The following is an 18760-nucleotide window of genomic DNA, read 5'->3' as shown; positions in this document are numbered from 1 at the left end:
CTTTCCACGATTTCGTAAAAGTGCTCTCTTTCCTGCTCAAGCTCCGTACACGCGCCCAACGGCTCTTCCGTCTGTCGGACTCGCATACGATGCTCGTCTGGGCGGTCGTCGTCGGCGTGGCCGGGGCCTTCGCGACATCCGTCTTCCGCGAAGGCATTGAGATCCTGCAACGGCTTCTCGGCAACCATTCGGAAGGCCTCGTCGCGCTCGCGCACAGCCTGCCCTGGCCCGCGCGCATCGCGCTGCCCGCAGTGGGCGGGCTCATCGCGGGCGGCTGTCTGCTGGTCGCGCGCAAACGCGCCAGCAAGAACGCGAGCACGGACTATATGGAAGCCGTCACCATCGGCGATGGCATCGTGCCCGTCTGGCAAAGCTTCTGGCGCAGTCTGTCCTCGCTCATCACGATTTCGAGCGGCGGCTCCATCGGCCGCGAAGGTTCGATGGTGCAGCTCGCCGCGCTCGCGTCGTCGCTCATCGGACGCTGGGTGCATTTCGATCCGCCGCGCCTGCGGCTGCTCGTCGCGTGCGGCGCGGCGGCCGGTATCACGTCGGCGTACAACGCGCCGATCGCGGGCGCGTTCTTCGTCACCGAACTCGTGCTCGGCTCGATGGCGATGGAAAGCTTCGGGCCGATCGTGGTCTCGTCGGTCGTCGCCAACATCACGATGCGCGAGTTCGCCGGCTACAAGCCGCCGTACGAGATGCCCGTGTTTCCGGCCGTCACGGGCATCGAAGTGCTGCTCTTCGTCGTGCTCGGCCTCTTGTGCGGCGTGCTCGCGCCGTATTTCCTGCGGCTCCTGGCGGCATCGAAGAAACGCTTCTCGACGCTGCCCTTGCCCTTGCCGGTGCGCCTCGCGCTCGGCGGCCTGATCGTCGGCGTGATCTCGGTCTGGTGGCCCGAGGTCTGGGGCAACGGCTACGAAGTCGTGAACTCGCTGCTGCACGAACCGTGGGCGTGGACCACGCTGCTCGTCGTGCTCGTCTTCAAGATCATCGCGACGGCGGCAACCGCAGGCTCGGGCGCCGTCGGCGGGATCTTCACGCCGACGCTCTTCGTCGGCGCGGTGCTCGGCTGTCTCTTCGGCATCGGCGTGCATGCGATCTTCCCGCAATACACGTCGGCGCCCTTCGCCTACGCCATGGTCGGCATGGGCGCGTTTCTCGCCGCCGCCACACACGCGCCGCTCATGGCGATCCTGATGATCTTCGAGATGACGCTCTCGTATCAGGTCATGCTGCCGCTGATGCTCTCGTGCGTGATCGCGTATTTCATCGCGCGCACGTCTGAACAAACGTCGATGTATGAAGTCACGCTGCGCCGCAATCGTGAGGAAAAAGAGCGCATCCGGCTCGCCGCGACGCAAATGCGCGAGCTCGTCAAACCCGCCGATACTGTCGTGCCGCTCACGGCGAACATCAAGGACATGACGCGCGTGTTCCTGGAGTACCCCGTGAAGTATCTCTATGTCGTCGATGAAGCCGAGCGCTTTCGCGGCGTCGTCGCGCTGAAGGACATCACCTCCGACCTCCTCGACGAGCACGACACGAAAACGAAGACAGCGGAGGATTATCTTCAGCCGCAATTCGATGTGCTCACGCCCGACATGTCGCTCGGCGAAGCGCTGCAGCATTTCCTCGCGTTTCAGGGCGAGCGGCTGCCGGTGATCGAGAAAAAAACGCAGCCGCTGCTGCTCGGCGTCGTGTACAAAACCTCGCTTCTGGACGCATACTTCCGTTTGAATCCGACATCGCGCTGAAACTGCGCGGCCGTGCAATTTCGCGGCGCGCGCGCGGCTTGCGCCCGCCTTTCAACGCGACTTCGGCTGACTTCACAATTCACTCGAAGTGCGTTCGCGCGACGCCCACTCGTCGCGCCCGTGTGTGCATCGTCCCAACGGACCGCGCGCACGGCGGGCAGCGCAGAGGTTCATCGGCATACGCTTTGCTTGATGAATCTCGCTGCTCACGTGAGGAGGGGTTGCCCGATGAAGACCTCAACGTTGTTGTCGATGGCACTGGTTTCGGTGTCGTGCTATGCCGCGCCGCTGCACACGGGTTCGACAGATGAATCCACCGCCGGCGCTGCCGCGATTCGCGCCGCGCTGCGCGTGAACGCCGCGCCCGTTGCGCCGCCCGCGCCGGACGTTTCGGCGCAGGATCTGGGTCACGCCCGCTGGCGTCATGTGCCGCTGCCGAAGTCACGCGCGCCGAGCCACGGCATGGCGAGCCAGCCGATCCAGGTTCAGACCTGACGACCTCCTCTTTCGCACCTCGATACGGACCTTCGAATGACCGACACGCACGCAAAACACGCCTTGAACGATGAGCCGATCGACGACGAGATCGCGCAGGTGCTACGCACCGTGACGTACCCGGCCAACAAGGATGCGATCGTCGATGCGGCGCGCGCGGCGGGCGTGTCCAACGACGTCATCACGCTCTTCGACGGATTGCCCGAGCAGGACTACAACAACCCGGATTCGGTCGAGCAACTGCTGGGCAGCAATGGCGGACCGGGAATTTCGATCTAGCGCTCGTCGTGCAGATCGGTCAGGTCAGACAAAACGTTATTCATCAAAGACTTAACGCGACTGCCCGACGCTTTTCAACACTGCTATCCACAGAAATTGTGGATAACTCGAGCATCGAAGCTGTGCGCCGCTTTTGGGGAAAAAGTGGCGCGAACCGCATCGCGCGGTTATTTCGGCGCGGAATCAAGAAACTAGATGAGTCGCCAAGCGGTTTTCCACAGCCCTTTCCACGTTTAATGGGGATAAGTTATGCAGGGGCGGACGCAAGCTGACGCGCCATGAAAAGTGCGGGGAATTTTCAAAGGCGATCGCGCTCGTAAGGCGTGATCGATTGAACGATGACTTCCTCGCAAGTCACCACAAGGTCGAGTCCGATGTTCAAACTTCACCAACTGAGGGTTCTCACGATTGTGTCATCGAACGATGGATAACCGCCCAGCACCTTGATTAGCAAGCCATAGTATTTTGCGTGCCGCAGCCGAAGGTATTCAAAACAAAATCCGTTCGCCAGAATGCTCACTGAGGAGGTTGTGTTGCAATCGTCACGCTATCGAATTCAACGGCTATCTCTGCTCCCACGGTCGAGTACAGATACGCCACATACCGTCCCCTATGCTTGCCGTGTGCTGATCCGCTAAGCAGGCTCTGCGCTGAGGCAAAGCCATCGGTGTTCGGTTCGACAATTTCCAGACAGTTCACGATGTTCAACGCGCCGCCGTCCTTGAATCCTGCTCGGCTCATACCGTCGAAGGTGATCCTCACGCGCTTCTGGTCATCAAACATCCCAAGAACAAGCGTGTCAGGACGCCTTGGATTAGTACTGCCACGAACGATGATACTTTCTAGGAACCAATCATGAAAATTCCCATATAGATCAGAAATCTCGGTCATATGAACCTCAACGCGGAAAAACAGATACGGGCCAGCCGTGATCGCGCACACCATCGTCCCAATTATGCGCGTGCGGATTCGGCTGGCCGTGATGGTCATCGAAATCGATGTCTACAACCGGGGCCCGGTCGGAGCCGTACATGCGCCATTGCTTTTTCTGCTTGGGTCCAGACTCGACCCACCCCGGATCGCCATTGAACGGTATCCCTGCAAGATCAAAGCCGTCGCCGTCCGGTAGTCCCGATTCGAATTCAAATGGCTCCGCATCCGATATCGGCGTGTCGCCGTCCGTTAGATTCTTGAGCAACGGGTTGTCATCCTTGTCACTGGCACTCCCGAGCGCCCCTCCAGCCACCGCACCAGCCACTTCGATAGCCATGCCGAGCCAGTCAGTCCCAGCCGAGCGGAGATCACCGATGGTGGCGCCGAAGGCATCGGAAGCAGAGGCCGCAGCATCGAGCCCCATCGCCTTGGATGAAAGATCGAACGCGCCGCCGTCAGCCAAGGCCTTTCCGGGTTCGCCATTGGCCTGCTTCAACGCATAGAATTCAGTCAACGACAGTGGCTTGCTCGATGTGACAGAACCGCCACCGGAGTTGGGCCAGTACTGCGGTGCATAGTGACGAAAAACGCTTCGGTTGCCTGACCACTCACGATGAACCGCCGGAATGAGCCGATTGTCACGCACGGACTGTTTCAGAATGCTCGTGATCCCTGCACCGTCGACCGGCAAGTCAAACGTCGAAACGCGCAGATGCTCTCGAATGTAACTCACACATTGGGTGAAGTCGTGAGACATGTAGGGGCTTCACGCCGATCGATTTGAATATCGAGCATCTGTAGGAAGTCGACGCGATCACGCGCGATGCGCCTTTCCATTTCCTCCTCGATGTCGTCCTCGTCATCCTCCCACCATCTGTGATCCGACCAGCTACCTTGACTACGTTTTCGACGTGGCCTATCGCCCGACGACCATGGCCGGGTCCATGTCTGAAGCGGGCTTCGAACTTCGCTTGCCGGCATCAGGCAACCATGCCAATTGCTGCTGCCTAGCGGCACATACAGCGCGTTGTACGAGAAGCCCCATGCAGGAAACCCCCACTTCGGAAACATCGTGACACCTTCTGTCAGACAGAGAGATAACTATCCTATAGGATGCCTAACGATTTTCGGTGTCGAAGATGACAAGATTTGATGCGACTCAAGCCCCCCGACCTCTCTCGCCATCGCCATCAAGAAAAAATGGCGCGAACCGCACCGCACACCGATTTCAGCACAGGATCAAAAAACTAGCGCAGTCGCCTAGCGGTTTTCCACAGCCCTTTCCCCGTCCGCTGGGGATAACTCATGCAAGCCCGCTCGCGCTGACGCGTCATGAAGCGCGCATGACTTCTCCTTGCGTGTCAATCACTTAGCAGACTTCCAAGCGCGTTTTCAACAGGGTGCTCCCCAGTTCATGGGGATAACTGTGCGGCACGCCGAGCGACCGCTCAGCTCCCCCGATACTGCGCCGCGCTGGCCGGCGCAGGCGTCGCCGGCTTCTTCGCACCCTTGTCGGCCGCCCCGCCCGCCGCCGCATCCGACGACATATAAGCCGGCGCGGCCTTCGCCTTTTGCTTCTGGCCGGCGGGCGGCGCGGTCGGCGGACGGCTCATGTCGGCGAGCATCTGCTGGCAAGGCAACGGCTTGTTGTTGCTCGGCGCGATGAGCGGAATCAGCGCCGCGAACGGATTGACGAGACCGAGCCCCACGGCCGCCGCGCCGCGCAGCGCGAGCACCGGACTCACGCCGACGTGCGGGTCCTTGAACGTGCCCTTCACATACAGCGGCGAGCGCAGCGAGAAGACGCGCAAGCCCTTCGTATGCGGATGGACGCCCAGATCCATGTCCTCCGTCTTCAGATTGATCGTGCCATCGACATTGATCACGGCATCGTCGGTATCGAGCGCGAAGACGCGTGAATCGAGCACGCCATCGGTCACGATAAAGTCCGCCGCCGCGCAGTTGATGTTCACGTCGCGCTTGCCGAAGAGCTTCTCGTACACGACGTTCGCCACGTTCAGCCCCGCCGCCTCCATGTACAGGCGGCTCACGGTGCCCTCGGTGATGAGCGCCTTTACCTCCCCGTTGGAGGTCGACGCAAGCGCCGCGGGTGAATTGCCGGTCGCGGACAGCGCGGCGTCGCCGTTGATTTCGCCGAGCGCGGATTGCATCGTCTTGACGGTCGGGAAAAGCTGCTTCAGCTTCAGATGCCGCGCCTGCGCCGATACGCGGCCCTTGAGCGGCGCGGCGCTGCCGTCGAGATGAATGTTCGATGCCATCGTGCCGCCCGCCACGCCGAACTTGAGCGGCTCGAACGACAGCACGCCATCCTTCATGATGACGTGCGTGTATAGATCGGTGATCGGCAGATCCGGGTTCTTGACGATGCGCTGGCCGGTGAACTTCACGTCCGCGTCGATGGCCTTCCAGCGGTCGGTCTTGAACTCTTCGGTCGGCAGCGCCTTCGACGTCGGCTGCTTCTCCTTCTCCCCGCGCTTCGCCTTGCTCGCGTTCGAATCGGCGCCGATGACCGGCGCGAGATCCTTGAACTGCAGCAGATGCGACACGAGCTCGCCCTGCAACAGCGGACGCGGCTTCCTGGCCGCATAGACCAGCGAGCCGTTGATGTCGCTGCCGCCCACGCGCCCGGTGAAATTCTCGTAATGGAACACGTTGCCGTCCTCGCGGAACTGGCCGGTCAGGCGCCCTTCGGTCGCGAACGGAGGCGTCTCGGGCAGCGTCACGCCGGTGAACGGATAGAGATGCGCCATGCTAACGGCCTGAACCCACAGGCGCAGATCGAGCGCGGCGAGATGCGCGGGATCGGTGACGGTGCCGACGAACGCGATATGCGTGTCGCCCAGGCGCACATCCGCCTGCACGGGGAACGGGCGCTGCGCGTCGCGCACGGCGAGCACGCCGCCGAGCTTGCCGTCGCCGGACACCTTGCCGCCGTTGTACGTACCTTTGACGGTCCAGCCGAACGCGTAAGGCGGCACGGGCGGCTTCGGCCCTTCCTTCGTCGTGATGCTCGTATTCGCCGACGTGCTCGCCGGATTCGGCGACGACGCATTCGCCGCAGCCGCCGCCGACGCGGCCGACGCCGCCGACGCTTCGGATGCCGCGGCTGCATCGGCCTGCTTGTTGAGCTTCGCCGCGCCGCTCTTGCCGACCATCTCCGCCGACGATTTCGCCGACGCGTCCTGCTGCTGCTTCATTGCTTCGCCGATCGGCACGGGCTGGCCGAGCGTATCGACGACGACCTGCATTTCGGCCTTGGTCACTTCATCGTGGACATCGACGGTTCCCTTCGCGAGCGAAATATCGCCGAGCTTCAGGTTCCAGGTGGATGGCTCCGTCGACTGCTTGAACTTGAAGGTCCAGTTGTTGCGATTGTCCTTGAGCCGCTCGATATCGATCGACGGGTTCACGAGGTTGATCGTCGGAATCACGATGTCGTGCGCGAGCAGCGGCAGCACCTGCACTTGAAAGTCGATTTCATCGAGCGTGGCGAAGTGCTTCTGTCGCGCCCAGTCAGGATTCGCGATGGTGATTTTCTCAGCGGAAAAGCGCGGCCACGGCACCCAGCGTTTCCAGCCCGTCTCATTGGGTGGACGCTGCCAGCCGACTTTCAGGTCGCCCGTGATCTCGAAACGGCGGCCGATCGCTTCCGATACTTTGTCGTCGACCCAGGGCCGCAGCCGGTTCCAGTCGAAAGTCAGAAAGATCACGACCAGTATTGCAATCAGAACCGCCAGAACGGCAAAAAACCATGCGACGATCCTTCCGATTTTTCCGGGCGTTCGGGCCTGCGCCATGATGCTCCATCCGTTTTTTCTGATTATGTGTTCGCCAGCACATGGTGTGCCCGTATGAAACCGCGCAGTGACGCGGTCAATGCGACGTAAGATGTGCGCTCGAGGAACAAACCCCACTTAAGAACGATGCCCAACGCGACATCGCTGGTATCCGCGCATGGCGTCACGCGCCGCGACGCGGTGCGCGGCACGATGCTTTTGCATCCGACGGATTTCACGCTTTACGCCGGCGAGCGCGCGGCGATCACCGGGCCTTCGGGTTCGGGCAAGAGCGTCTTTTTGCGCGCGCTCGCCCTGCTCGATGCCTGCGACGCGGGTTATGTCGCGTGGCGCGGCGAGCGCATCGCGCGCTCGGGGATTCCCGCGTATCGGCGGCGCGTCGCGTATATCGCGCAGCGGCCCGCGATGCTCGACGGCGCCGTCGAAGACAATCTGCGCTATCCGTTCACGCTGAAAACCTATCGCGATGCGCATTTCGATCGCGATATCGCAATGAAGCTGGCCCTCGCGGCAGGACGCGGAGCGGACTTTCTCGACAAGCTCGCGAGCGATCTGTCGGGCGGCGAGGCGCAGATCGCCGCGCTCGTGCGCGTACTGCAACTCGCGCCGGATGTGCTGTTGCTCGACGAGCCGACCGCATCGCTCGACCCGGCTTCGGCGCGCTCGATCGAAGCACTCGTCGCCGCCTGGTTCGACGCCGGCGCGGGCCGCGCCTGTATCTGGGTCTCGCACAATCCGGAACAGGCGCGCCGCGTCGCCACGCGCCATCTGACGATGAACGCCGGCGTGCTCGGAGACAACCCGCGATGAACGGCTATCAGAACCTCTCGCTCATCGATATCGGCCTGGCGGCGGCGCTGATCGTCGTGAATGGCGCGTTGTCCGTCGCGCTGAATCTCGGACTCGAGCGCAAGCTGCTTGTCGCGGCGGTGCGCACCATCGTGCAACTGCTGTTGATCGGTTACGTGCTCGGCTGGGTGTTCGCGTTCAACCGCTGGTACGTCGTGCTGCCGCTGATGGCGCTGATGACGGTCATCGCCGGTCTCGCCGCCTCAGACCGCGGACGGCGCACTTATGCCGGACAACGCGCGGACAGCATTCTCTCGATCTGGGGCAGTTCGTGGATCATCGGCGCGTTCGGGTTGTTCGTCGTGATCCGCATTCATCCGTGGTACCAGCCGCAATACGCGATTCCGATTCTCGGCATGATCCTCGGCAATTGCCTGACGGGGGTGTCGCTCGGCATCGAGCGCATGACGGAGGAACTGACCGCCGGGCGCGCGACGGTGGAAATGTCGCTCGCGCTCGGCGCCTCGCGCTGGGAAGCGGCGCAAGGGCCCGCGCGCCAGGCCGTGCGCGCGGGCATGATTCCCACTTTGAACGCGATGGCGGTGGTCGGGCTCGTCAGCCTGCCCGGCATGATGACCGGTCAGGTGCTCGCCGGGCAGTCGCCGTTGCAGGCGGTGCGGTATCAGATCGTCATCATGTTTCTGATCGCGGCGGCGTCGGGGCTTGGCGTGGTCGGGGCCGTCGTCATGACTTACCGGCGGTTGTTCTCGCCGGATCACCGGTTCATGGCGTCGAAGCTCGTCGAACGGAAAGCCAGAAAACGCGCCGCGTAGCGCGCTTACTCGCCGTTGTACGCGCGCTCCAGCGCCGGGAGATCAAGCTTGATCATTTCGCGCATCGCTTTCATGGTGCGGTCGGCCTTCACCGGGTCGGGGTCCTGCAGCATGCCGAGCAGACGCGTCGGCGCGATCTGCCACGTCACGCCGAAGCGGTCCGTGAGCCAGCCGCACGCCATCGACTGGCCGCCGTCCATCAGCTTGTCCCAGTAATGGTCGATTTCTTCTTGCGTCTCGCATTTGATGAACATCGAAAGCGCAGGCGAGAACTTGAATTCCGGATTGCCGTTCAGCGCCAGGAACGCCTCGCCTTCGAGCTCGAACATCACGGCGATGACGCTGCCGACCGGGCTCGGGCCCGACTCGGTGCTGCGCATGATGTCCTTGATGCGCGCGTTCCTGAAGGTATCGACATAAAAGTTCGCGGCCTCTTCGGCGTTGCCGCCTTGGAACCATAGACAGGGCGAAATCTTGTGCATGTGCGTGTCTCCGTTCGCGGATGCGTGCGTCACTGGCCGCACGGCTGCTGTGCCATCGCCTGCTTCATTTCTTCCGGCGTGACGTCGCGCGTGTGCGTGGCGACCGACCATTGATGGCCGAACGGATCTTCGAGACGCCCGTAGCGGTCGCCCCAGAACATATCGGCGACGGGCATCGTCACTTTCGCGCCGGCGCTTTCGGCCTGCTTCACGGTGGCATCGACATCTTTGACATACAGGTGAATCGTGACCGGCGAGCCCTTCAGCGCCTTCGGGCCGACCGAGCCATATTGCGGAAATTCATCGACGAGCATCAGCATCGAATCGCCGATCTTCACGATCGCGTGCATGAGCTTGCCGTCCGGTCCGGGCATGCGGCCCAGCTCGACGGCGTCGAACGCGCGCTTGTAGAACTCGATGGCTTCGGCCGCGCCCGCGCAGACGAGATGCGGGGTCAGCGAATGCATGCCTTGGGGAATGGGATCGACGGCGGGATTGGACATATCGGCTCCGTTTGGTGAGTGAAGCGCGCCGGCTCGGCGCGGCTCTCTACCCTACAACGAACGGGCATGCCGCCGATCGACATTAGCGCGCGTCGAATGTCAAATTTTTTGGGCTTTTTATTTGTGATCGTGGAATCCTGGTTTCAAGCTCCACACACACGCACCGCAACTATTTCGAAGACTGTTCCGCAAGCGATTGAATCAGCGCTTCGAGCCGCGAGAAGTTCACCGGCTTGGTCAGATGATCGCGAAAACCGGCTTCGCGGCAGCGCCGGATGTCCTCGTCCATGCCATAGCCCGTGATGGCGATGGACGGCCGGTCGGGCTGCAAGCTCTGCCACGCGCGCGCGATGTCGAGACCGCTGCCGTCGGGCAGGCCGATATCGCTGACGAGCAGATCGAACGGCCCGCTCTTCGCGCGTTCGAGCGCCTCCGCAACGGTCACCGCGACCGTCACTTCGTGGCCGAGCATTTCGAGCACTTCGGACATCGCGGACGACGTCTGCTCGTTGTCCTCCACGAGCAGCACCTTGAGCGCGCGTCCGTGCTCCTGACTCGCCGTTTCGACGAGCGGCGCGTCCTCGCGCGCCGGTTGCAGCCGCGCGAGCGGCAGCGTGAGCGTGAAGCGCGCGCCCGTGTCGCGGCCTTCGCTGTAGGCGGACAATGTGCCGCCGTGCTTCTGCGCGAGCGTGCTCGCGATCGCGAGGCCGAGGCCCAGACCGCCGAACGAGCGCGTGATCGAATCGTCGGCCTGTTCGAACGCCGAGAAGATGCGCGGCAACGCCTCCGCGCTGATGCCGATGCCGCTGTCCGTCACCGATACGGCGATCGTCGATGTATCCGGGTTCCACGTGCGCACCTCGATGCGCCCGCCCGCCGGCGTGAACTTCACCGCGTTCTTCATCAGATTCCAGACGATCTGCTGAAGCCGCGCGGCATCGCCGAGCACGACGAAAAGCGCCGCATCGAAATGGGTTTCGAGCGTGAGGCTCTTCGTGCGCAGATCGGCCTCGGACATGTCGAGCGCGCTCGTCAGCAAGGTATCGAGCGCGACGCTCGCGAAATTCAGCGACAGCTTGCCGCGCGCGATGCTCGTGAGATCGAGCAGATCGTCGATGAGCCGCGCTTCGAGCTCGACGTTGCGGCGAATCAGATCGAGCGTCGGATGCGCCTCGCGCGGCAGCGGGTGCTTCATTTCGAGCAGGCGCACGGCGGCCAGGATCGGCGTGAGCGGCGTGCGCAGTTCATGCGACAGCACCGCCAGAAAATGGTCCTTCGCGCGATTCGCCGACTCCGCCTGATCCTTCGCGAGCCGCAGCGCGTCGGCGGCCATGTGGGCATCGGTTGCGTCGCGCACGATCTTCGAAAAGCCGATCAGCTCGTCGTGCTCGCTGCGGATCGCGGTCGTCACGCCCGACGCGAAGAACGAATGGCCGTCCTTGCGCCAGAGCCAGCGGTCGTCGCTCGCGCTGCCTTCGCGCCGCGCCGTGTCGAGCTCGTTGTCGAACACGCCTGCTTCGCGATCTTCCTGCGCATAGAAAATGCTCGCGGACTGGCCGAGCACGTCCTGCGCGGGAAAGCCCAGAATGCGCTCCGACGCCGCGTTCCACGTGCGGATGCGCCCTTCCGGATCGAGCGTGATGACGGCGTAATCCTTGAGCGCGTCGATGAGCAGGCGAAAGTGCGTCTCCGTTTCGCGCAATGCCCGCTCCACCGCGATGCGTTGCGCGCGCTCGGCGCTCTCGCGCATCGCGCGGCGCACGACGGCGGGCAGGCGCTGCAGGCGTTGCTTTAGCACGTAATCGGTTGCGCCGCGCTTGAGCATGTCGACGGCGTGCTCTTCGCCAAGCAATCCCGACACGAAGATGAACGGCGTGTCAGGCGTTCGCTCGCTCGCGATCGTCAGCGCCTCGATGCCCGAGAAGGTCGGCATGACGAAATCCGCGAGGATCACGTCGAAGCGCCGTTTCTCCAGCTCGGCGATGAACGTCGCGGAGTCGTAGACGATCGATGCATCGACCGAATAGTCCGCGCGCTCCAGTTGGGCGATCGTCAGCTCCGCATCGAGTGCGTTGTCTTCGACGAGAAGCAGATGCAGCGGCTGCATGATCTAGACGCCCTCGCGAGAGGACGCGTGCGGATGCATCGAACGGGACGTGGACGCGGGCATGGGCGCAGTCGTCATTGCGAGGGCGGCGGACGGCGAAAACGCGTCGAACCCGGCGGCGGCTCGTTGAGCACGGCCCAGAACACGCCGAGATCGCTGATCGCCTCGACGAATTCGGCGAACTCCACCGGCTTCACCACGTACGCGTTCACGCCCAGCTCATAGCTGCGAATCAGATCCTGCTCCTCGCGCGATGAAGTCAGCATGACGACGGGAATACTCTTCAACGACGCGTTCGAGCGGACCATGTCGAGCACTTCGAGACCGTCGATTTTCGGCAGCTTCAGGTCCAGCAGGATCACGGCGGGACTGCCGGGCGCGCGCTCCTTCCACTCGCCCTCGCAAGTGAGATAGTCGATGGCTTCCTGTCCGTCGCGCGCCACGATCACTTCGTTGGCGAGCTGGCTCTTGTCGAGCGCGACGAGTGTGAGCTCGAGGTCGTTTGGATTGTCTTCGACGAGCAGTATCGGTTTAAGCATGGTCTCTTTTTGGCCTTGTAGCTGACGTCCCCTGCGTTCCATTGGCGCTGCGGAACACGACCGGCAGGGAGAAATAGAATACCGCGCCCTCTCCCAGCCGTCCTTCGGCCCACGTCCGTCCCTCGTGCCGCTCGACGATGCGCCGCACGTTGGCGAGCCCGATGCCCGTGCCTTCGAACTCTTCCGCGCGATGCAGCCGCTGGAACACGCCGAACAGCTTCGCACCGTACTTCATGTCGAAGCCGACGCCGTTGTCGCGCACGCCGATCACGTTGTCGTCGCCACTGCGGGACGCGAATATCTCGATTTTCGCCGATTCCCGCGTTCTCGTATATTTCACCGCGTTCGAAATCAGGTTGCGCAGCGCGAGCTGCAGGAACGCGGCATCGCCGGTCACGCGCGGCAGATCGCCGATCACCCATTCGATGCGCCGCCCGGCGCCTTCCTGCTCGAACTCCTGCACGACGCCGCGCACGAGCAGGCCGAGATCGACGGTCGCGGGCCTGAGCGCGGCGCGGCCCATCTGCGAGAAGGTCAGCAGATCGTCGACGAGCGTGCCCGCGAAGCGCGCCGAATCGAGCATGTTGTTCAAAAAGCGCCGGCTCTTTTCCGACATGCGCTCGCCTTCCTGTTGGCGCAGCAAATCGCCATAGCCGGCGATATGGCGCAACGGCGCGCGCAGGTCGTGCGACACCGAGTACGAGAACGCTTCGAGCTCCTTGTTCGCGCGCGTGAGTTCGGTCGCGAGCTCGGCGCGTTCTTCCGCGCGGCGCAGCACGATGTTCAGCAGCGCGCCGCGCAATTCACCGGCGATTTCGAGCTCGCCCTGACGCCACATGGCGGAATGACCGCGCACCGTTTCGAGCCACGGCGAAAAGCTCGTGCGCGGCGCGCTCGCGCCATCGGCATTTTCGATCTTGACCGGCTCGCCCGCCCACTTGATGGTCTGCATCACTTCGGGCCTGAACCACAGCAGATAGTTGCGAAAGATCTGCGAGACCGGCACCGCGAGCACGCCGCACGCCTTGTCCTCGTAGGCCTTCGCGGGCGGCCATTCGCGCGCCAGCGAATCCGTGGCCCACACGCCCGAGGTGTTCTGCGCGAGCCAGTGCGTGAGCGCGCGCACGGTGTCTTCGTCGGGCGTGGCGCCGAGCAGCGTGACGCGGTCGTCGAACACGATCGCCGCGCCCGCCGAACGCGCGAAGCTCAGCACGTCCTTCGGCACCGCCTGCAAACCGGCGACGAAGTTGTCATGCTCGCCCATCGCGGTGACGAGCCGGCCCATCGTGCGGCGCAGGCCGGCGAGATATTCGCCTTCGGCGCGCTCTTCTTTCGCTTCGATCTGCAACGACAGCATGTGTCCGAGATGCTCGACCGCGACGCGCGTGCTGAACGGCACGATGCGCGCATCGTGGTCGTGGCACGAGATGAGACCCCACAACTGGCCGCGCACGACGATCGACACCGACATCGACGCATGCGTGCCCATGTTGCGCATGTACTCCAGATGCACCGGCGAGAAGCTGCGCAGGGTGGCGTAAGTGAGATCGGTGGGACGGCCCGTAATGGCGTTCACGGCGGGCACGAGACGCGCCGGCTTGTAGCCGACATCGGCGACGAGCCGGATGCGGTTCTTCAGATACAGCGCGCGCGCCTGCCGCGGAATGTCCGACGCGGGAAAGAACTGATGCAGGAACGACGCGTAGCTTTCGTCGCGGTCTTCCGCCAGCACGTGGCTGCGGCCTTCCTCGTCGAAGCTGTAGAGCATCGCGCGGCCGAAACCGGTGATCGCGCGCACTTCGCGCACCGCGAGCTCAGCGAGCGCCTGCACGCTCTGCGCGTCCTGCAACCCGCGCGCGAACGTGCGCACGAGCGGATACATGGAGGCGAACGCATCGCCCGTTGCGGCCGCTTCCATTTCGATTACGAGCGCGCCGTCATGACGATGCATCGTGACGTCGAAGCGCATCGAGCGTTCGCTCGCCGCCGGCGTGACGTCGATTGCGCCGATGTAGAGCGGCGCGTCTTCCAGCGCGGATGTGGCGGCGGCCTGTTCGATGCGCCGAGCGGCTTGCGCGCCGAGCGCGATATCGAGCGGCTCGCCGATCAACGCATCGACGTTCGCGCCCGTCAGCGATGAAAGGTTCTCGCTCGCCTGCACGATCCGCAGATCGTCGGCGAGCACGAGCAAATAGCCATGTGGCTGGATGCCGCCGGGAATGTGAATCGGCTCGGCGTCGCAGTCCTTCGTGGCGACGCCCGAGCTGAGCGTGCGCCGGCGCGCTTCGGCGTCGGGCGGCCCGTACGATGCCTCTCCCGAAGTCCGCGCGCCGATCGGTGGCTCGCTCATGACGCCGCTCCGGGCGCCGGCGATGCCTCGGCATCGGCCGTTTCGGGACACAGCCACGCGTGCAGGCTTTCGAAAGTCGCGATGGCGGTCTTCACCGCATCGTCGAACTGAAGCTCGGGCACCGACGACTCAGCGGTCGCGCGAAAGACGTTCCACATGCTGCCCGTGCGCGGACCGTAGCCGTGGAAATAGGTATTGCCGAAACCCGGTTCGAGATCGAGACGTTCGGCGACATGCGGCGCGATGAAGCGCCCGCCGAGCGTGCTGCCTTCCATCACGTACATCGAGCCGAATGCGCCGCCGATGTTATGCATGCGCGGCAGGTCATGGCATGGGTCGACTTGCGGCCGCTCGCCCGTCAGCGCGGCGAGATCGGCGGCGAGCAGCGGCGCTTTGCGGCGCGCGTCGAAAAACTCCGCGAGCGCTGCGGGCATGCACGCGGCCGCCGCATCTTCCCACGGCGCGACGTAGCCATAGAATCGTTCGAGCAGTGCGATGTATTGGTCGCGTTGCAGATCGTCCCGCATCAGGCCGAGCGCATTCTCGAGCCGCACATGACACGCGGCGGTTTCGTGCTTCAGACGGGACAGGAGGTCGAGTGGCATGTTCCGTTGTGTTGGCTTCTGGCTGCTGCGCGGGCATGGGATGCAAGCGTCGGAAGGGCTTACCGGTTCGAGCTGCCGCGCATCGCATGCATCGGTAGAAAACGCGTCGAACGTTGTCTTCCAGGCCCGCTTTTTGATCAACGAATCATTTTACGCAACCGGGCCGCGCGCTGCTATCCGCAGTCCCTCTGCACCGTTCGGTTCATCGCTCGGGCGCGCCGCTTTCGCCGCTGTTCACGTTCGCGTGTTCGTCGCGCTGCGTGTCGCGTTGATAGTCGCTGCCGCCACGTCGATCCGTATCGACGAGACCGCGTTCGATGTCTTCATGCGCCTGCTTGCCGACATCGCGCGCGCCATGCTCGTGCTGCGACTCGACGTTCTGATCCGTCTCGTGCGGCAACGGCGCGCTCGATGCATCGTCGTGCGCTTGCGTCTCGCGGTCCTTGGCCGACATCTCGCGCCCACCCTCGGGCACGCTCTGTGGCGCTGCGTTCGACTGCTTCATCATCGTCTCCCTGTGTTCGACATCACCTGCGCGGCGCGCTCATGCCGAGCCGCTTCTTCATCTCCGCCGTGAGCCTCTGACGCGCCTTCTCGTAGCCCGCCCACGGATCGCTCTTCAGCGCATCGAGCCGCTCGTGCGCATTGCCGATGTTCCATTGATCGCCGCTCGCGACGTCGTCGAGTTCGTCCCACGAAAGCGGCATCGACGCGCCGAGTCCCGGGCGCGCGCGCAGCGAAAATGCCGCGACCGTGCTCGATCCGCGGTTGTTGCGCAGATAGTCGATGAAGATCTTGCCCTTGCGGTTCTGCATGCCCATCTTCGCCGAGAAGAACTTGGGCAGCGCATTCGCCATGTGTTGCGCGACGGCTTGCGAAAACGCCTTCATCTCGTCCCAGCCCACGTGTTTCGTGAGCGGCACGACGACATGAAAGCCCTTGCCGCCGCTCGTCTTGCAGAACGACGTGAGGCCAAGCTCCGCGAGCAGTTCCTTCGTGAGCTTCGCGGCCTCGATCATGCGTTCCCAGCCGACGCCTTCGCCCGGATCGAGATCGAACACCATGCGATCCGGCTTCTCGATGTTCGATGCCACCGCGTTCCACGTATGCAGTTCGATCGTGCCCATCTGCGCGGTGCCGACGAGCGCTTGCGGCGATTCGATCGTGAGCAGCGGCGGATGCCCCGGATCGATATCGGGATGTTGCGTGATATGCGGAATCGCGAGCTTCGCGCTGTGCTTCTGGAAGAACAGTTCGCCGCCGATGTCCTCGGGCGCGCGCACGAGCGACACCGGACGATCCTTCAGATGCGGCAGCATCCAGTCGGCGACCGACGCGTAATACTCGACGACATCGAGCTTGGTGAAGCCCGTCGATTTGTCGATGACACGTTCTGGATGACTAATCTTTACGCCTTCGATCTCGGCCGAGGCTGCTTTCGCCTTCGCCGATGTTTTCTTGACCGCCGTTTTCGATGCCGCCTTCTTCGCAGGCGCCTTTTCGGCAGTGACTTTTTTCGCCGTTACCGGCTCTTCCTTGACGATCTGACGCGCGGGTTTATCGTCACGCAGACTGATGAACGATGCTTGTCGCACGATGCGCTCCTTGGTCCATTCCGCGAAATTGCACTCGGCCACGAGTTCGGGCTTCACCCAATGCACCGGCGTGCGGCTGCGTTCCTGCGGCTCGCTTTCGAACGGCATGCGCCGCGTCTCGCGCTTGTCGAGCTCCTTCTTCACCGCGACGAGCATCTTGTGATCGAAACCGGTGCCCACGCGGCCCGCATATTGCAGCTTGCCGTGCGCGTCATATACGCCGAGCAGAAGCGCGCCGAATTCTCCGCGGCTGCCCGCTGGCTCCGAATAGCCGCCGATCACGAACTCTTGCCTGCGACGGCACTTGAGCTTGATCCACGCGTTGCTGCGCCCCGACACATACGTGCTGTCGATCCGCTTGCCGATGATGCCTTCGAGCGCCATGTCGCACGCGCTCTTGAGCAGTTCTTCCGCGTGAAAGGCGAAGTCCTGCGAATAGCGCAGCACCGGATCGTCGATGGGCTCGATGAGCGCCTTCAGGATGGCGCGCCGTTGCACGAGCGGCACGTGGCGCAGGTCGTAGCCGTTCAGATACGGCACGTCAAAAAAATACACGACGATGTCCTGCGGCCGTCCCGCATCGAACGCGTTTTGCAGCGCCTGGAAATCGGGCAGGCCGCGCTCGTCGAGCACGACGGCTTCGCCATCGAGCCAGCCGCTTTCGATATCCAGCTTGTCGAGCGCCTTCATCTGCTTCGAAAACTTCGCGCTCCAGTCGTTGCCGTTGCGCGTATAGATGCGGATCTCGCGCTTGCCCTTGATCGTTTCGATGCGCGCGAGCATCCGGTAGCCATCGAACTTGATTTCGTAGGCCCAGTCATCGCCGGGCGGCGCGGCGTCGACGAGCGTCGCGAGCTGCGGCTTGAAGGTCGCGGGCAGCTTCGCCTTCGCGGCGCCTTCGATCGCCGGCTCGTGCGACAACGTGCGCAACGACTCCGCGCTGCGATTCGCGACGATATCCGGATGCGCGTGTCCCTCCGCTTCTTTCCGTGCCGCCGACCGGCGCGCGGGCGCTTTCTTCGCGGCCGCCTTGCGTTCGGCGCGTTCGAGCAACGCGCCGCTCTTGTCGCGCGCGCCGAGCGACTCGGACAGCACGCTGCCCGGCTTTTTCAACAGGATGTCGTATTCGGCTTCGGGCCGCGCTTCGTCATCGCGTTCCTTGATGAGCAGCCACTGCTCCTTGTCGCCGCTGCCGCGCATGTGGCTCTTCACGAGCGTCCAGCCGCCATGCAGCTTTTCGCCGTCGAGCACGAACTTGAGCTTGCCTTTCTCGTATTCGCGCGCGGCTTCTTCGACACTGCCCGACTGCGGCGCCCATGTCCCGCGATCCCACACGATGACGCTGCCCGCGCCGTAGTTGCCTTCGGGAATCTCGCCTTCGAATGAACCGTAATCCAGCGGATGATCCTCGACATGCACCGCGAGACGCTTCACCGATGGATCGAGACTCGGGCCCTTGGGCACCGCCCACGACTTGAGCGTGCCGTCGAGTTCGAGCCGGAAGTCGTAATGCAGGCGGCGCGCGTCGTGTTCCTGGATGACGAACGACAAAGCCTGTTTCGCGGATTTTTTCGCGCGCGCGCTAGCGCTACGCTTCGCGACGCCGGACGGTTCCGGCGTCTTTTCGAAGCGCCGCATGCGTTGATAGGTTTCGAGTTTCTCAGCCATCGTCGTC

At 63.4% G+C, this 18760-nt stretch carries 16 protein-coding genes; 5 read left to right on the top strand and 11 right to left on the bottom strand.

The window, feature by feature from the left end; translation table 11 throughout:
* Positions 1–20: 20 nt before the first annotated feature.
* From AWB75_RS29950 to AWB75_RS29940, 3 genes are all read left to right on the top strand, one after another.
* The gene (locus AWB75_RS29950) at positions 21–1757 is read left to right on the top strand and encodes a ClcB-like voltage-gated chloride channel protein (protein WP_061127639.1); all 1737 of its coding nucleotides are present in this window, start codon (positions 21–23) and stop codon (positions 1755–1757) included.
* Between the two features lie 228 nt (positions 1758–1985).
* On the top strand, positions 1986–2252 hold the full coding sequence (locus tag AWB75_RS29945) for a hypothetical protein (RefSeq protein ID WP_061127638.1): 267 nt from the start codon (positions 1986–1988) through the stop codon (positions 2250–2252).
* 36 nt (positions 2253–2288) lie between these two features.
* The gene (locus tag AWB75_RS29940) at positions 2289–2531 is read left to right on the top strand and encodes a DUF2795 domain-containing protein (RefSeq protein ID WP_061127637.1); all 243 of its coding nucleotides are present in this window, start codon (positions 2289–2291) and stop codon (positions 2529–2531) included.
* 516 nt (positions 2532–3047) lie between these two features.
* Here the strand turns inward: AWB75_RS29940 and AWB75_RS29935 are convergent.
* The 3 genes from AWB75_RS29935 to AWB75_RS29925 all read right to left on the bottom strand — a co-directional run bounded on the left by AWB75_RS29935 (position 3048) and on the right by AWB75_RS29925 (position 7282).
* Positions 3048–3422 (bottom strand): hypothetical protein, encoded by a 375-nt coding sequence (locus AWB75_RS29935; RefSeq protein WP_143746531.1) that lies wholly within the window; start codon positions 3420–3422, stop codon positions 3048–3050.
* A gap of 7 nt (positions 3423–3429) precedes the next feature.
* Positions 3430–4221, bottom strand: a complete 792-nt coding sequence (locus tag AWB75_RS29930; protein ID WP_061127635.1) for a hypothetical protein — start codon at positions 4219–4221, stop codon at positions 3430–3432.
* A 691-nt stretch (positions 4222–4912) separates the two neighbouring features.
* Positions 4913–7282: an AsmA family protein gene (locus tag AWB75_RS29925; RefSeq protein ID WP_061127634.1), complete on the bottom strand. Its 2370-nt coding sequence runs from the start codon at positions 7280–7282 to the stop codon at positions 4913–4915.
* A gap of 126 nt (positions 7283–7408) precedes the next feature.
* Here AWB75_RS29925 and AWB75_RS29920 point away from each other — a divergent pair, with 126 nt between their 5' ends.
* Both AWB75_RS29920 and AWB75_RS29915 read left to right on the top strand, forming a co-directional pair.
* Positions 7409–8092: an ABC transporter ATP-binding protein gene (locus AWB75_RS29920; protein WP_061127633.1), complete on the top strand. Its 684-nt coding sequence runs from the start codon at positions 7409–7411 to the stop codon at positions 8090–8092.
* Entirely contained in the window at positions 8089–8904 is an 816-nt protein-coding gene (locus tag AWB75_RS29915; RefSeq protein WP_061127632.1) for an ABC transporter permease, read from the top strand. The genes AWB75_RS29920 and AWB75_RS29915 overlap by 4 nt, the downstream gene beginning before the upstream one ends.
* Positions 8905–8909: 5 nt before the next feature.
* On the opposite strand, the gene AWB75_RS29910 is transcribed toward AWB75_RS29915, so the two are convergent.
* The 8 genes from AWB75_RS29910 to ligD all read right to left on the bottom strand — a co-directional run bounded on the left by AWB75_RS29910 (position 8910) and on the right by ligD (position 18753).
* A complete protein-coding gene (locus tag AWB75_RS29910; RefSeq protein ID WP_061127661.1) occupies positions 8910–9386 on the bottom strand; it encodes a VOC family protein in 477 nt (158 codons plus the stop codon).
* Between the two features lie 29 nt (positions 9387–9415).
* Positions 9416–9889: a VOC family protein gene (locus AWB75_RS29905; RefSeq protein WP_061127631.1), complete on the bottom strand. Its 474-nt coding sequence runs from the start codon at positions 9887–9889 to the stop codon at positions 9416–9418.
* Between the two features lie 169 nt (positions 9890–10058).
* Positions 10059–11996, bottom strand: a complete 1938-nt coding sequence (locus tag AWB75_RS29900) for a hybrid sensor histidine kinase/response regulator (protein ID WP_061127630.1) — start codon at positions 11994–11996, stop codon at positions 10059–10061.
* A gap of 74 nt (positions 11997–12070) precedes the next feature.
* The gene (locus AWB75_RS29895) at positions 12071–12535 is read right to left on the bottom strand and encodes a response regulator (protein WP_061127629.1); all 465 of its coding nucleotides are present in this window, start codon (positions 12533–12535) and stop codon (positions 12071–12073) included.
* Positions 12528–14885, bottom strand: coding sequence for an ATP-binding protein (locus AWB75_RS29890; RefSeq protein WP_061127628.1), 2358 nt, complete (start codon positions 14883–14885; stop codon positions 12528–12530). The genes AWB75_RS29895 and AWB75_RS29890 overlap by 8 nt, the downstream gene beginning before the upstream one ends.
* Complete coding sequence (locus AWB75_RS29885; RefSeq protein ID WP_061127627.1) at positions 14882–15490, bottom strand: biliverdin-producing heme oxygenase; 609 nt, start codon at positions 15488–15490, stop codon at positions 14882–14884. Before AWB75_RS29885 ends, AWB75_RS29890 begins: the two co-directional genes overlap by 4 nt.
* Before the next feature lie 202 nt (positions 15491–15692).
* Positions 15693–15995 (bottom strand): hypothetical protein, encoded by a 303-nt coding sequence (locus AWB75_RS29880; protein WP_061127660.1) that lies wholly within the window; start codon positions 15993–15995, stop codon positions 15693–15695.
* Positions 15996–16017: 22 nt separating this feature from the next.
* Positions 16018–18753, bottom strand: a complete 2736-nt coding sequence (gene ligD / locus AWB75_RS29875) for a DNA ligase D (protein WP_061127626.1) — start codon at positions 18751–18753, stop codon at positions 16018–16020.
* Positions 18754–18760 lie beyond the last annotated feature (7 nt).

Origin of the sequence: Caballeronia catudaia (genome assembly GCF_001544755.2) — a bacterium.
Lineage (GTDB): Bacteria > Pseudomonadota > Gammaproteobacteria > Burkholderiales > Burkholderiaceae > Caballeronia > Caballeronia catudaia.
This window is presented reverse-complemented; position numbering and strand designations above follow the sequence as displayed.